Below are 14,016 nucleotides of genomic sequence, written 5' to 3'. Positions count from 1 at the left end.
GGGCGTCTTTACTTTTTTCTTTCTCTCATACGCCCGTATAGGTACACCACTGCGTGGTCTTGAGGCGGGATGAGGGGGAAAAGAATGGCGACGTGCCTTTGTGGATCCGGTCTTGAAGAACAGGTCTGTTGCGCCCCTCTGCTGGCGGGGGAGCCCGCCAGCAGCGCCGAAGCCTTGATGCGCTCGCGCTACACTGCCTATGTCCGGGGCGACATCGACTACCTGATGCGGACCATGATCACGGATGTCCGCCAGGATTTCGATCCCGCCGAGGCCCGCGCCATCGCCGCCGAGGCGCGATGGGATGGGCTGGAAATTCGGGAAGTCCGCAACGGGGGCCCGGAAGACGACGAAGGCACCGTTGAATACGTGACCCGCTTCCGGTTCAAGGGGCAAAAGCGGGTCCATCACGAACGCGCCTATTTCACCCGGATCGAGGGCGCATGGCAGGTTTGCGGTGGCGAGGTCAATCCCAAGGCGCCTCCGCGTCGGGTGGCGGCGGTCGGCCGCAACGATCCCTGCCCGTGCGGATCGGGCAAGAAATACAAAAAGTGCTGCGGCGCCTGACGGAGGCGGTCCCATGAGCACCCGGGAAGGTCAGGAGCGCCGGTTCGCCTGCACCGCGTGCGGGCGCTGCTGCACGGGGCTGCTGCCCCTGACGCTGACCGAGGCCCTGGCGCGCGTGGACCGGTTTCCCCTGGCCCTGGTGTGGACGCTGCTCCGGCGCGGGGCGCGAAGCTATGATCGCTTCACGCGGCTGGGGCTTGAAGTCGAACTGGGACGTCGGCGGGCGGCGGTGCTGGTCTCGCCGATGGCCTATCTGCCGCCCCGTCTGCCGTGCCCCGACCTGGAGGGGCAAGGACGCTGCCAGGTGCATGACGCCAAGCCGCTGCGCTGCCGGGCCATGCCGTTCAATCCCTTGAACGCGCCCGAGGATCAGCGCGCCAACCTGATCCCCCGTTCGGGCTGGGCCTGCGACACCTCGGAGCAGGCGCCGGTTGTCTATCAGGCCCACGGGCCCGTGGACGCAAGGGACATGCAAGCCGAATGGGAGGCCCTGGAAGCCCAGGCGCCGGTTTTGCAGGCGTATGCCCGCCGGCGTCTCGCCCTGGCTCCGGCCCTGCGCGACGAACTGGCCCGCTTGGAAGCCTCGGGCCCGGGCGGGCGGGTGGCTCAACCGTTCACCGGGATCGTGTCTCGTCTGGAGGGCGTGGATATCGAGGCGGTCGCGACGGCCCAGGCGGCGGTCTTCGCCCGCTACGCCGCGATGACGACGCCCAAGGGAGAGGAAGCCCCCTTCCATCGCTTCTACCAGAAAGCCCGGGGTCCTGAGTCGGCCTGAGGGCCGGGTGCCCCTTTTGCGTGCCGCGCTTCCGGGGCATCATGGACCCTTGCGGTTCCGGTCCCGTGGTCAGAAGAGCCCCGCCATGTCCCACCTGCCTTGCGGGCGTCGCGCCCGCGTCTTGTTTCTTGTCGCGGGGGCGTTTGTCGCCCTTGTCCTTTCCGGCGCGCCGGCCCGGGCGCGCACCCCCGCCGACATGGCGGTGATCGCCTGGCAACTGGACGAGCTGATCAGTCTCGATCCGGCGGAAGCCTATGAATTCGCGGGCGCCGAAATCGCCGCCAATGTCTACGACCGGCTGGTCTACTACAATATCGACGCTCCCGAGGAGATCCTGGGCGGCATTGCCGAGCGCTGGGACATCGGCGCCGACGGGCGCACCTACACCTTTCACATCCGGGATGGGGTGCGCTTCCAGTCCGGCAATCCGGTCACGGCCCTGGACGCGGCGTGGTCGTTGCAACGGGTGGTGCTTCTCAACAAGGGCCCGGCCTTCATCCTCACCCAGTTGGGCCTGACCCCCGACACCGTGGCCCGGCGGGTGCGGGCGGTGGACGAGCGGACCCTGGTGCTGGAAACCGACCGGCCTTTCGCCCCTTCCTTCGTGCTGAACGGCCTGGGCTCGTGGGTGAGTTCGGTCCTCGACCGGCAAACGGTGCTGGCGCACGAGGAAAACGGCGACCTGGGCAACGGCTGGCTGAAAACCCACACCGCCGGATCGGGACCCTTTTCGCTGGGGGTGTGGCGGCCCAACGAAATGGTGCTGCTGAACCGCTTCGAGGGCTACTGGCAAGGGGCGCCGGCCATGAAGCGCGTGGCCCTGCGCCATGTGCCCGAAAGCGCGCCCCAGCGCCTGATGCTGGAAAAGGGGGATGCCGACATCGCGCGCAATCTCTCGCCCGATGATCAGGCGGCACTGGCGCGCAACCCCGCCATCACCGTGCGCCGGGTGCCGCAAAGCGCCCTTTATTACCTGGGCCTGAACCAGAAAAACCCGATCCTCGCCAGGCCCGAGGTGCGCGAGGCCCTCAAGTGGCTGATCGATTACGAGGGGATCGAACGCAACATCCTGCAAGGTTCCAAGAAACCGCATCAAACCTTCCTGCCCGAGGGTTTTCCCGGCGCGCTGGCCGACACCCCCTATCACCTGGACCTGGAGCGCGCCCGCGCCCTGCTGGCCCAGGCCGGGCTGGCCGACGGGTTCTCGGTGACGATGGACGTGCGCAACACCTATCCCACCGCCGACGTGGCCCAGGTGATTCAGGCAACCTGGGCCAAGGTGGGGATTCACCTGGAAATCCTGCCCGGCGACAACAAGCAGACCCTGACCCGCTACCGCGCCCGCCAGCACGATATCTACATTGGCCGCTGGGCGCCCGATTACCTGGACCCGCACGGCAATGCCCAGGGCTTCGCGTGGAATCCCGACAACAGCGATACCAGCCCGACCACGCTGCTTGCCTGGCGCAACAACTGGGTGATCCCCGACCTGACCGCCCGCACCGAGGCGGCCCTGGTCGAGCCCGATTCCGGGGTCCGGCGCCAGCGCTATCAGGACTTGCAGCGTGCCGTGCTGGCCGACTCGCCCTATGTCATCATGTTCCAGGATATCAACGTGATCGCCGAACGGGTTGGGGTGACCGGCTTCGCGGTCGGACCCAACTTCGATGTGGTTTATTACCGCGCGATTCGCAAAGACAGCGGGTCCTGATCCATGGGCCGTTTTCGGGCGCCGGGGCGGGGCTTCTGGGGCGGACTGGCGGCCGTGCCCGTGACCGTGCTGGGCCTGCTGCTGGTGACTTTTGTCATCGGCCGGGTGATCCCGGTCGATCCCGCCCTGGGGCTGGTGGGTGATCGGGCCAGCGCCGATGCCCTGGCGGCGGCGCGCACCGGCCTGGGCTTGGACCTGCCCTTGTGGCGGCAGTTCCTTGCGTATCTGGGGGCGGTGGCGCGTGGCGATCTGGGGATGTCGGTGCTGACCGGGCGCCCGGTGCTGGAGGACGTGGCCCGGGTTTTTCCCGCGACCTTGGAACTGGCGACGCTCGCCACCGTTCTGGGGGTGGGGCTGGGGGTGCCGGCGGGCGTGGTGGCGGCGGCGCGGCGTGGCACCTGGATCGACCACGGCTTGCGGGTGGTCGGGCTGCTGGGCTACTCCGTGCCCGTGTTCTGGCTCGGCCTGATGGGGCTTCTGCTTTTTTATGCCCGTCTGGACTGGGTGCCGGGGCCGGGGCGTCTTGACGTGCTCTACGAGGGGCTGGTGGAACCGCGCACCGGCTTGCTGGTCGTGGACGCGCTGCTGGCCGGAGAGGGCGAGGTGGCGCGCAATGCGCTCGCTCACCTGATCTTGCCGGCCTCGATCCTGGGCCTGTTCAGTGTCGCGTCCATCGCACGCATGACCCGGGCCCTGATGCTCGATCAATTGCGCCAGGAATACATCACCACGGCCCGTCTCAAGGGCCTTTCCGAGGCCCGGGTGCTGTGGGGCCATGCCCTGGGCAATGCCGCCGTGCCCCTGCTCACGGTGATCGTGTTATCGTATGCCTCGCTGCTGGAAGGCTCGGTGCTGACCGAAATCGTGTTTTCGTGGCCCGGGTTGGGCTTTTACATCACCAATTCCCTGTTGAACGCCGACATGAACGCGGTGCTTGGCGGCACCTTGGTGGTGGGCGCGGTGTTCATCGGCCTCAATTTGCTTTCCGACGGGCTTTACCGCGTGCTTGATCCCCGGACCCGTCCACCATGAGGGCTCCTTCTTGACCGTGTCGCCTGCTTCCTGGCGCGCCTGGCTGTTGAGCGAGGCCCCCGCCTCGCGCCTTCAGGCCCGCCTGGGCCGGGCCACCCGCCTGGGGCTGGCGCTCGGCCACCATCCGCTGGCCGTGGCCGGGGTGGGGGTGCTCGCCGTGCTGCTGGTCGTCGTCGCCATCGGTCCCTGGCTGGCGCCCCAGGATCCGGCGGCCCAGAACCTTGATGCCCGCCTGCTGCCTCCCGGCACCCCCGGTTTTTTTCTGGGCACCGACGAACTGGGGCGCGATATCCTCTCTCGCCTGCTGTGCGGGGCGCGGCCGACGCTGGGCATCGTGGCCCTGGTGGCGGTGAGCGTGGCCCCCCTGGGCCTCGTGGTGGGCAGCGTGGCCGGCACCGTGGGCGGCTGGATCGACGCGGTCTTGATGCGTGTTACCGACATCTTCCTGGCCTTTCCCCGCCTGATCCTGGCGTTGGCCCTGGTGGGGGCGCTGGGGCCGGGGCTGGAAAACGCCGTGCTCGCCATCGCCCTGACCTCGTGGCCGCCCTACGCCCGGCTGGCCCGGGCCGAGACCCTGGCCGTGCGCCGCTCCGATTTCATCGCCGCCGCCCGCCTTTATGGCGCCTCCACCCCCCGGCTGGTGGTGCGCCATGTCATGCCCTTGTGCCTGGGCTCGGTGATCGTGCGCCTGACCCTGGACATGGCCGGAATCATCCTGACCGCCGCCGGCCTGGGCTTCCTGGGCCTGGGCGCCCAGCCTCCCAGCCCGGAATGGGGAGCCATGGTCAGCAGCGGGCGCAAGGTGCTGCTCGATCACTGGTGGGTGGCCACGATGCCGGGCGTGGCCATCTGCGTCGTTGCCCTGGCCTTCAACCTGCTGGGCGACGGCCTGCGCGATGTGCTGGACCCCAAGGACACCCCGACCCGATGACCGCTCCTTCTCCCCGTGCGCCCCTTCTGGACATCGAAGACCTTTGGGTTTCGTTTCCCGGGGCTTTCGGGGCCGCGCCGGTGGAGGCCGTGCGCGGGGTATCGGTGTCGGTGGCGCGCGGCGAGCGCGTGGCCCTGGTTGGCGAAAGCGGATCGGGGAAATCCCTGACGGCGCGCGCGATCGTGGGGTTGATGCCGCCGTCCGCGTGCTGGCGGGCCCGGCGCCTGACCTTCCAGGGCCAGGATCTGGCCGCCTTGAGCAAACGGGACTGGCGGCGCCTGCGCGGGCGGCGACTCGCCATGGTGCTGCAAGACCCCCGCTACAGCCTGAACCCCGTCATGCGCGTGGACCGTCAGGTGATCGAGGCCCTGCGCGCGGCCGATCCCACGCTGTCGCGGTTGGCGGCGCGCGAACGGGCCCGCGCCGCCCTGGACGCCGTGCACCTTCGCGACGTGGACCGGGTGATGCGGGCCTGGCCCCATCAGCTTTCGGGCGGCATGGGCCAGCGGGTGATGATCGCCATGATGGTCGCCCTGGGCCCGGATCTTCTGATCGCCGACGAACCGACCAGCGCCCTGGACGTGACCACGCAAACCCAGGTGCTGGCGATTCTCGACGAACTGGTGGAGGCGCGGGGCATGGGGCTTTTGTTCATCTCCCACGATCTGCCCCTGGTCGCGGGCTTTTGCGACCGGGTGGCGGTGATGCACGCCGGGCGTGTCGTGGAAACCCTGCCCGCCGCCGATCTCGCCCACGCGCGCCATCCCTATACCCGGGGGCTGCTCGCGGCCCTGCCCGATCCGGAGGGCTCCCCCGATCCGCTGCCCGTGCTGCGGCATGATCCGGCCTGGTGGGACGGGCCTTCGGGCGGGGACCTCTCATGATCCGGGTCCGCGACCTGCGGGTGCGCTACCGCGAGGGCGGCCGCCCGGTCGATGCCGTGCGTGGGGTGTCCTTCGACGTGGCCCCGGGCGAGTGTTTCGGGCTGGTGGGGGAAAGTGGCAGCGGCAAATCCACCGTGCTGCGGGCGCTGGTGGGGCTGGCGTCCGACTGGTCGGGAACCATGAGCGTTGAGGGCGAGCCCTTGGGGAAGAGCCGCTCGCCCCGTTTTCATCGCCGGGTCCAGATGGTGTTCCAGGATCCCTACGGCAGTCTGCACCCCCGCCACACGGTCGATCAGGCTCTTTCGGAACCCCTGCTGGTCCATGGGCTGGGGCGCGAGCGCGACCGGCGCGTGGTCCAGGGGCTGGCCGACGTGGGCCTGGAGGAGTCATTTCGGTTTCGCTACCCGCATCAGCTGTCGGGGGGGCAGCGCCAGCGGGTGGCGATCGCGCGCGCCTTGATGCTCGATCCCGTCCTTCTTCTGCTCGATGAACCCACCAGCGCCCTGGATGTGTCGGTTCAGGCCGAAATCCTCAACCTGTTGCACCGTCTGCGCCGGGAACGCGGCCTGACCTTGCTTCTGGTGGGTCACAACCTCGCCGTGGTCGCCCACATGGCCCGGCGGCTGGCGGTGATGCAGGCGGGCGAAATCGTGGAAACCCTGACCACGGCCCAGCTGCGCGCCGGAACGCCCACGCATCCCTACACGCGGTGTCTGCTGGACGCGGCCCGGATTTCCCGTCGTAGGGGGTAGGCCGGGGGCCCGGGGACCAGGCCGGCCCCCGGCTGGCGGGTCACGCGCGCGCGACCCGGGCCAGGAAGCCCTCGACCCCCGCTCCGATGTCGCCGCGCACGCCGTCCAGGTCGCGGGCCACGCCCACCATGGCGGCGCTGCGATCGCGGGTCTGTTCCGCGACGGTGGCGGCGCCGGCGATGGTGCGGGTGACCTCGTGGGTATCTCCGGCCACCTGGGAGACCCGCTCGACGATGGCCCGCGTGGTGGTGGTCTGTTCCCCCAGGGCTTCGGCGATTTCGGCGACCACGGTATCCACCCGGCCGACCGCGCCGGTCAGATCCTTGATCGAGCGTACCGCCGCTTCGGTCGAGGCCTGGATGCCGCCGATCTGCACCGTGATGTCGCTGGTCGCGCGCGCGGTCTGGGTGGCCAGATGCTTGACCTCGTTCGCGACCACGGCAAAGCCCTTGCCCGCCTCGCCGGCCCGGGCGGCCTCGATCGTGGCATTGAGGGCCAGGAGATTGGTCTGGGCGGCCACGTCCTGGATCAAGGTGACGATTTCGCCGATTTTCTGGGCGGCACCCGACAGACCCTCGATCGCCCTGTTGGTGGCGGACATGCCCGCCACGGCTTCCCCGGTCAGGCGGGTGGTCTCGTGAACCCGTTGGCCCAGGGACTCGGTGGCGTGCCCCATGTCGGCGGCGGCGCTTGCGATCACTTGCAGGTTTTGCGCGGCCTGCCCGGCGGCCTGGGTGACCAGGCGGCTCTGGCGGCTGCTTTCCTCTGCCGCGCCGCTCAGATCCCTGGCGGCGGCGCCCACCTCGCTCACGCTGCTTCCCAGGCGGCCCAGCAGGCCCCGGATCAGGCCGTCGAACTCGCGGATCAGGCCGTCGCGGGCCTGGGCGCGTTTTTGCTCGGTTTCGTGGTCGGCGCGGGCCCGGGCTTCGAGCACGGCACGGGCCTGCATGGCTTCTTGAAAATGAAGCATCGCCCGGGCCATCTGCCCGATTTCGTCCTTGCGCCCGACGTGGGGGATTTCGATGTCCAGGCTGTTGCCGGCCAGGGCGCGCATGATGGTGGTCATGCGGTCGAGGGGGCGGACCACGGTGCGGGTGACCAGGATGCCGACCAGCAGGCCCCCCAGAAGGCACACGCCCCCCAGGACCACGACCCCGGCCAGCATGTGGTGCGAGGTCTGGCGGGTGGTCTCGGCGCTGTTCCGGATGGCGGCGGCCCGCTGCGCGACCCGCTCGCCGATCAGGGCGTTGCCTTTTTGCGTGGTCTCCTGGATCCGGCTCGACACCTCGTCGAACTCGGGCATCAGGCGGTTGCCCTTCCAGGGGCCGCCTTCGACGTAGGCCCGGGCCATTTTCCGGCCGGTCTCGTAATAGGGGCCGAACGCCTGTTCCATCTCGTTGAGCAAGGTATCAAGGGCGCCAAACCGGGCGGTGGCGGCCACCGCCCGGGCCTCGGCGACGGTCGCGTGAAAGTCCTGGGCGAAGGACTCCGCCTTTTCGAACCCGTCATCCAGGCCATCCTGGCCCCGGGTCGCGGACACATCGCTGAGGAACTGCTGGACCTGCACGACGTCGTGCCGAATCTGGCCCAGCAGTTTCAAGAGAATAACCTCGTTGCGGGTGAAATCATCGAACGAGTTCATGCTGGTCATCAAGGTCCGGTCCAGGGACCGGGATGCGTAAAAAGATAAAAAAACGACAAGAATTAGGAGGAAAATAATTCCTCCGAGCATGGATGCTAACTTGGCTCCGATCGACATGGCCTTGAAACCTTCCCGTCCCCTGGGGGGGACCTTTGCTTCCGGTTTCCCGGAAGAGACCGGATTCCCCCGTTTTTCCCCGTTGGCACCTGGTGGCTGGGGCCAGAGTGGAGGAGGAAGAGCCTCCCGACCCGGGTCCCGTTGTCGTGGATGTCTCCTTTCATATAGGAAGGCGCGCGAAAGAGGCGCAGGGGCGAGGGCGCGGTGGATGCTTTTTGGGCACACCAGGGCGGACGCCGACACGGAGGCGGTCGCGCGGCCCGTTGCGCGGCTTGACACCCTTGCATGCCCTCCGTATTTTGCCCGGGCTTTTCCGACGGATTGCCTCCGGGGAGAAGGGATCGGCGTGCGGTCGGCCATGGGGCCCGGCCAGGAGATCCCCTTCCGGATGGCTGGGGGGATGTCTGCCGCATGACTCGACCGGACGAGACGCCCGGGCCCGACGAGATCGCCGCGCGCCTTGCGAAGGTGCGCGCGCGGGACAACGCCGGGACCACGGCGGGCGCCGACGGGCCGCAGGGCCGGGGGCAGGCCGGTTCCGGTCTGGGCATCGGCATGCGGATCAGTATCGAGTTGGTCACGACGGTGGCCGTCGGCGGCGCCCTGGGCTACGGCCTGGATGTTTGGTGGGGCTCCGCGCCGGCGGCCATGGTGGTGTGCCTGTTGTTCGGGGGCGCGGCCGGCGTCTCGAATGCCTATCGTGTGGTCAAGGGGCTCGACGATTCGGTCGGGCTGGGCGGCGCCATCGCCCGCAAGGAAACAAAGGAAGGGAACAAGAGCCGTGGCCAGTCCGGTTGAACAGTTCACCATCAAGCCGCTCGTCCCCATCCATGTGGCGGGCATCGACCTTTCCTTCACCAACTCGTCGTTGATGATGGTCGCGGCCGTGCTTCTGCCCGCGACCTTCTTCTGGTTCGCGACCGCGCGGCGCACCGTGGTGCCCGGCCGGCTGCAAAGCGTGGCCGAAATCCTCTACGAGTTCATCGCGAACATGATCCGCGACAACGTGGGCAAGGAGGGGATGAAGTACTTCCCCTACATCTTCACCCTGTTCGTGTTCGTGTTCCTGGGTAACATGATCGGCATGTTGCCGTATTCGTTCACGTTCACCAGTCACATCGCCGTCACGGCCGCCCTGGCCGTCGCGATTTTCATCGTCGTGACCATCATCGGCTTCGCCAAGCACGGCACCCATTACCTGCGGATGTTCTTCCCGCACGGGGCGCCCCTGGCCACCGCGCCGATCCTGATCCCGATCGAGCTGATTTCGTACCTGTCGCGCCCCTTCAGCCTGTCCGTCCGACTTTTCGCCAACATGACGGTCGGCCACATCATGCTGAAGGTTCTGGCCGGTTTCGTGGTGGCCCTTGGAATTGTCGGCGGCCTGATGCCCTTCGCCGTCGTGCTGGGCATCACCGTGCTGGAATTCTTCATCGCCGCCTTGCAGGCCTATGTCTTCACGATCTTGACCTGCATCTACCTCAACGACGCCCTCAACATGCACTAATCTCCGGGGTCGAAGAGGGTCCTCTCCACCGGTCCAACCGCCATCTGTTTTGAAAGGGATAGTCTCATGGAAGCTGAAGCCGCGAAGATGATCGGCGCCGGCCTTGCCGCCATCGGCATGATCGGGTCCGGTATCGGTGTGGGCAACATCTGGGCCAACCTGATTGCGACCGTCGGCCGCAACCCGGCCGCCAAGAGCAGCGTCGAACTCTACGGCTGGATCGGCTTCGCCGTGACGGAAGCCATCGCGCTGTTCGCCCTGGTCGTGGCGCTGATTTTGCTGTTTGCCGCGTAACGCGCACGGCCGCGACGGCGGACCTTGTGGACCTTGCGGCCGGCCTTTCCTCAGGAAGGGCCGGTCGGGGGACGCAAGCCGCCGCCGGCCGGCGGGGCGCGCCATCGCCCGCGCGCCGGGCCGCGCCACCGGCCAGCTGTTTCCCAAGATCCCGCCGGGAGCTTGGGCGCCACAAGCCGGGCTCGACCGTTCCCCCTTAGCCGCCACGCCCGCCGCGGGAGCTTCTGCCCATGCCTCAATTTGATTTTTCCACCTTTCCGTCGCAGATTCTCTGGCTGGTCATCACGATTTTCGCGCTGTACCTGGTCATGACCCGCATGGCCATTCCGCGCCTTGCCGAGGTGCTGGACCAGCGCCAGAAGATGATGGACGACGATCTGGAGCAGGCCGAGCGGCTGAAAAGCCAGACCGAGGCCGCCATCGCCGCCTACGAGACCGCCCTTGCGGAAGCCCGCGCCAAGGCCCATGCCGAAATCCGCGCCGTGACCGAGGCCGCCGACCGCGCCACGGCCGAGCGCACCGCCGAGGTCAACGCGCGTCTGGCCGTTCAGATCAAGGACGGCGAAACCCGTATCGTCAAGGCGCGCGACGCCGCGCTGGCCAATGTCCGCGAAGTGGCCGCCACCGTCGCCCAGGGGATCGTTTCCCGCCTGGCCGGCCTGTCGCTGGACACCAAGCGGGTCGACGGCGCCGTTGCCACCGCCCTTAAGGAGCACGGCCGATGATCATCGCCGACGCGCTTGCCTCTGAAACGGCGCACGCCGCCGGCGCCGCCCACGCGGCCCACCCCACCGGCTTCGCCGACCCTGCCTTCTGGGTGGCTGTTTCCTTTATTCTGGTGGTGACCTTCGTCTTCCTCAAGGCGCGGCGCAAGATCATGGCCTCGCTTGACGGCCGGGCCGCCGAGATCAAGGCCCGCCTGGATGAAGCCCGCTCGCTGCGCGAGGATGCGCAGGCGATGCTGGCCGACTATCAGCGGCGCCAGCGCGATGCCCTCAAGGAAGCCGAGGAAATCGTCCGCCACGCCCAGGAAGAAGCCCAGCGCCTGCGCGCCAAGGCCGAGGCCGATCTGGAAGCCTCGATCAAGCGGCGCGAGCAGCAGGCCATGGAGCGGATCGCCCAGGCCGAGGCCCAGGCCCTGGCCGAGGTCCGCAACACCGCCGCCGACATCGCCGTGACCGCCGCGTCCCGCCTGATGGGCGAGGCCCTGGGCGATGCCGACCGCTCCCGTCTGGTCGATGGCGCGATCAAGGACCTGCCCGGTCGTTTCAACTGACGGCCTGCTTTTCTCCGCTGTTGGCGGAGTTCTGAAAACAAATCAAACGACCCGGCTGCCCATGGTGGCCGGGTCGTTTGTCGTTGCGCGCCGGGCCGTTCGTCGTGCGCCGGAGGCTCCCGCCGCAGCCAGCCCCTGGCCGGTTATCGGACCTCGGCGCTGCCCGCCGGAGGGGCGGAGCCCGACAACAGCAAGCCCAGGTCCTCGGCGGTGAAGGGCTGTCCGGACGGTCCGGCTTGCCTCACGGCACGATGGAAGGCGTCCGCGCCGCTGTAGCCCAGCTTGCCGACCAGCAAGGCGACCAGGCCCTGGTCGATGGGGACGGTGCCGCGTGCCGGGGCCAGGGGGCCGGGAAGGGCGGAGCCAATTGGCGCGGCCACCCCCAGGCTGGATCCGGAATGGGTGGTCACGGTGCCTACGTGCACGGCCACGATGCGCGGCCCGTCCGAGTCCCAGATCACCAGGGGAGAACCCGAGTCGCCGCTGACCGTGTCGCAGTCGTGCAGCAAGGTCCCGCTTTTGTCCTGCCCCAGCAGGTGACAGCCAATATTGGCCGTTTGCACGTGGCGGCGATCGCTGCTGTAGCCCACCTGGACCAGGGGAAGGCCCCGCAGGGGATTCGGGCGGGTGCCGAAATGGCCCAGGCTGCCATCAAGGGGATGGGCAAGGTCGAGAACCGCCCAGTCCAGGGCCGGCTGGGTGGTCTTGCCCGAGGGGTTGGGGCGATAGGTGGGCGAGGGATGGGCGCGGGCCACGGCGGCGTGCTCGACCCAGGCGCCGCGCTGGTAGCCGGCCACGAATGTCAGACCCGAGGCCGGCATCCAGTTTTGCGTGCGGCGGTTCCACAGGCAATGGGCGGCGGTCACCACCTTGTCGGGGGCGACCAGGGTTCCGGTGCAAAACGAGCCATCCGAGCGGTTGACCCGTCCCACCGCCACCCAGGGCCACGTCGAGGCATCCACCCCGATGCGGTCATCCTCCCCCTTGAGCCCGGGCTTGAGGCGATGAAGCATCGCGTCATCGGATTCCCGGGGCAGCTCGGCCGCGGTTTGGGCGAACGCCGGCTCCGGCGGCAGCACGGTGGCGCCCAGCACCGCCATCGCCAGAAGACCCGGGACGGGCAGGTGGAAGCCCGCGCGCCGCTGCCGCCGGAACCGGCGTCGCCCGCCCCTCATTGCTGCGGGTCCGTCTCGGCCGGACGCCAGCCGGCCACGACCTCGGGCGGCGGCAGCAGGTCGGCGCCGTCCACGTAGGTCCAGTCGACCATCACGCCGTGCCCGTCGCGCAAGGCGGTGCGCCCCACCCAGGTGCCCATGGTGGACTGGTGGTCGGCGGGGCGGAAGGTGACATCCGCGTTGGGCAGGCTGACCGTCAGGCCGGACAGGGCGTCCACCAGCCGCTCGGGATCGGTGCCGCCGGCCCGCTCGATGGCCGCGCCCAGCGCGGCGAACGTGTTGTAGCCAACCAGCGAGCCCAGGAACGGGGTTTCATTCCAGCGTGCCCTGTAGGCCGACAGGAAGGCGTCGTGGGCCGGGGTCTTGATGTCGTACCAGGGGTAGCCGGTGACGATCCATCCTTCCGGAGCCTCGGCGCCCAGGGGGTCGAGGTATTCCGGCTCGCCGGTCAGCAGGCTGACCACGGAGCGGTTTTCGAACAGGCCGCGCACCGTGCCCTCGCGCACGAACTTGGGCAGGTCGGCGCCGAACAGGACATTGTAAATGGCATCGGGCTGGGAGGCTTCCAGGGCCTGGACGGTGGCGCCGGCATCCAGCTTGAACAGCGGCGGCCATTGCTCGGCCACGAAGGTGACATCCGGGCGCAATTCCTTGAGCAGGCTTTTGAAGCGCGCCACGGCGGCCTGGCCATACTCGTAGTTGGGGGCCACGGTCGCCCAGCGCTTGGCCGGCAGGCGCGCGGCCTCGCGCGCGAGCACGGTGGATTGCATCCAGGTGCTGGGGCGCAGGCGGTAGGTGTAGCGGTTGCCCTTTTCCCAGGTCACGGCGTCGGCCAGCGGCTCGGCGGCCAGGAACGGCACGCGATGCTGGGCGGCGAAGTCGGCCACCGCCAGCCCCACGTTGGACAGGAACGTGCCCGCCAGGGCCTGAACCCCCTGGCCCGAGATCAACTCCTGGGCGGCGGTCACCGCCTGGGCGGGGTCGCCGCCGTCGTCGCGGCTGATGACCTCCAGCATGCGCCCGCCCAGCAGGCCACCCTGGGCGTTGATCTGCTCGACGGCCAGGGTCCACCCGTTGCGATAGGGCAGGGTAAAGGCCGGGATCCGGCTATAGCTGTTGATTTCACCAATACGAATGGGATCGGCGGCGCGCGCCCGCCCCAGGAAGGAAGCGCTGATCACGCCGGCCGCGGTGGTGGCGAGGAACGCGCGTCGGCCCAAACGGGGCCCCGTGGGCAAAGAGGTCATGACAATCCCCCAGGTGAAGGGGGCCCCGAACAATCGGCCCCCCGTGGAAGGGAGAGTTTCGGGCCCGTCGGCCGTGTGTCAAGGGGGCAATGAAACGCGTTTGAAA

15 protein-coding genes are annotated in these 14,016 nt (G+C 68.6%); 12 read left to right on the top strand and 3 right to left on the bottom strand.

Annotated elements, in window-relative coordinates:
* The first annotated feature begins 84 nt into the window (after nt 1-84).
* The 7 genes from ROR02_RS04150 (at nt 85) to ROR02_RS04120 (ending at nt 6,652) form a co-directional block, all read left to right on the top strand.
* Nucleotides 85-567, top strand: coding sequence for a YchJ family protein (locus ROR02_RS04150; protein ID WP_147162749.1), 483 nt, complete (start codon nt 85-87; stop codon nt 565-567).
* A gap of 13 nt (nt 568-580) precedes the next feature.
* Nucleotides 581-1,342, top strand: a complete 762-nt coding sequence (locus ROR02_RS04145; protein ID WP_147162748.1) for a YkgJ family cysteine cluster protein — start codon at nt 581-583, stop codon at nt 1,340-1,342.
* Nucleotides 1,343-1,427: 85 nt separating this feature from the next.
* Entirely contained in the window at nt 1,428-3,053 is a 1,626-nt protein-coding gene (locus tag ROR02_RS04140) for an ABC transporter substrate-binding protein (RefSeq protein ID WP_147162747.1), read from the top strand.
* A gap of 3 nt (nt 3,054-3,056) precedes the next feature.
* On the top strand, nt 3,057-4,085 hold the full coding sequence (locus tag ROR02_RS04135) for an ABC transporter permease (protein WP_147162746.1): 1,029 nt from the start codon (nt 3,057-3,059) through the stop codon (nt 4,083-4,085).
* Nucleotides 4,086-4,101: 16 nt separating this feature from the next.
* Nucleotides 4,102-5,016, top strand: coding sequence for an ABC transporter permease (locus ROR02_RS04130; protein WP_147162767.1), 915 nt, complete (start codon nt 4,102-4,104; stop codon nt 5,014-5,016).
* Nucleotides 5,013-5,900 (top strand): ABC transporter ATP-binding protein, encoded by an 888-nt coding sequence (locus ROR02_RS04125; protein WP_147162745.1) that lies wholly within the window; start codon nt 5,013-5,015, stop codon nt 5,898-5,900. Before ROR02_RS04130 ends, ROR02_RS04125 begins: the two co-directional genes overlap by 4 nt.
* Complete coding sequence (locus tag ROR02_RS04120; protein WP_147162744.1) at nt 5,897-6,652, top strand: ABC transporter ATP-binding protein; 756 nt, start codon at nt 5,897-5,899, stop codon at nt 6,650-6,652. The genes ROR02_RS04125 and ROR02_RS04120 overlap by 4 nt, the downstream gene beginning before the upstream one ends.
* A 40-nt stretch (nt 6,653-6,692) precedes the next feature.
* Here ROR02_RS04120 and ROR02_RS04115 read toward each other — a convergent pair whose 3' ends face one another.
* Complete coding sequence (locus tag ROR02_RS04115; RefSeq protein ID WP_170244956.1) at nt 6,693-8,303, bottom strand: methyl-accepting chemotaxis protein; 1,611 nt, start codon at nt 8,301-8,303, stop codon at nt 6,693-6,695.
* A 519-nt stretch (nt 8,304-8,822) separates the two neighbouring features.
* Here ROR02_RS04115 and ROR02_RS04110 point away from each other — a divergent pair.
* The 5 genes from ROR02_RS04110 (at nt 8,823) to ROR02_RS04090 (ending at nt 11,488) form a co-directional block, all read left to right on the top strand.
* Nucleotides 8,823-9,209 (top strand): AtpZ/AtpI family protein, encoded by a 387-nt coding sequence (locus tag ROR02_RS04110; protein ID WP_147162742.1) that lies wholly within the window; start codon nt 8,823-8,825, stop codon nt 9,207-9,209.
* On the top strand, nt 9,193-9,918 hold the full coding sequence (locus ROR02_RS04105; RefSeq protein ID WP_147162741.1) for a F0F1 ATP synthase subunit A: 726 nt from the start codon (nt 9,193-9,195) through the stop codon (nt 9,916-9,918). Before ROR02_RS04110 ends, ROR02_RS04105 begins: the two co-directional genes overlap by 17 nt.
* A gap of 66 nt (nt 9,919-9,984) precedes the next feature.
* Nucleotides 9,985-10,212: a F0F1 ATP synthase subunit C gene (locus tag ROR02_RS04100; RefSeq protein ID WP_076401909.1), complete on the top strand. Its 228-nt coding sequence runs from the start codon at nt 9,985-9,987 to the stop codon at nt 10,210-10,212.
* 230 nt (nt 10,213-10,442) lie between these two features.
* Nucleotides 10,443-10,937: a F0F1 ATP synthase subunit B family protein gene (locus ROR02_RS04095; RefSeq protein WP_147162740.1), complete on the top strand. Its 495-nt coding sequence runs from the start codon at nt 10,443-10,445 to the stop codon at nt 10,935-10,937.
* Entirely contained in the window at nt 10,937-11,488 is a 552-nt protein-coding gene (locus tag ROR02_RS04090) for a F0F1 ATP synthase subunit B family protein (protein ID WP_147162766.1), read from the top strand. Before ROR02_RS04095 ends, ROR02_RS04090 begins: the two co-directional genes overlap by 1 nt.
* Nucleotides 11,489-11,631: 143 nt before the next feature.
* On the opposite strand, the gene ROR02_RS04085 is transcribed toward ROR02_RS04090, so the two are convergent.
* Together ROR02_RS04085 and ROR02_RS04080 are read right to left on the bottom strand one after the other, a co-directional pair.
* The gene (locus ROR02_RS04085; protein WP_147162739.1) at nt 11,632-12,663 is read right to left on the bottom strand and encodes a trypsin-like serine peptidase; all 1,032 of its coding nucleotides are present in this window, start codon (nt 12,661-12,663) and stop codon (nt 11,632-11,634) included.
* The gene (locus tag ROR02_RS04080) at nt 12,660-13,910 is read right to left on the bottom strand and encodes an ABC transporter substrate-binding protein (protein ID WP_147162738.1); all 1,251 of its coding nucleotides are present in this window, start codon (nt 13,908-13,910) and stop codon (nt 12,660-12,662) included. The genes ROR02_RS04085 and ROR02_RS04080 overlap by 4 nt, the downstream gene beginning before the upstream one ends.
* Nucleotides 13,911-14,016 lie beyond the last annotated feature (106 nt).

Origin of the sequence: Pararhodospirillum oryzae (genome assembly GCF_007992075.1) — a bacterium.
GTDB lineage: Bacteria > Pseudomonadota > Alphaproteobacteria > Rhodospirillales > Rhodospirillaceae > Pararhodospirillum > Pararhodospirillum oryzae.
This window is presented reverse-complemented; position numbering and strand designations above follow the sequence as displayed.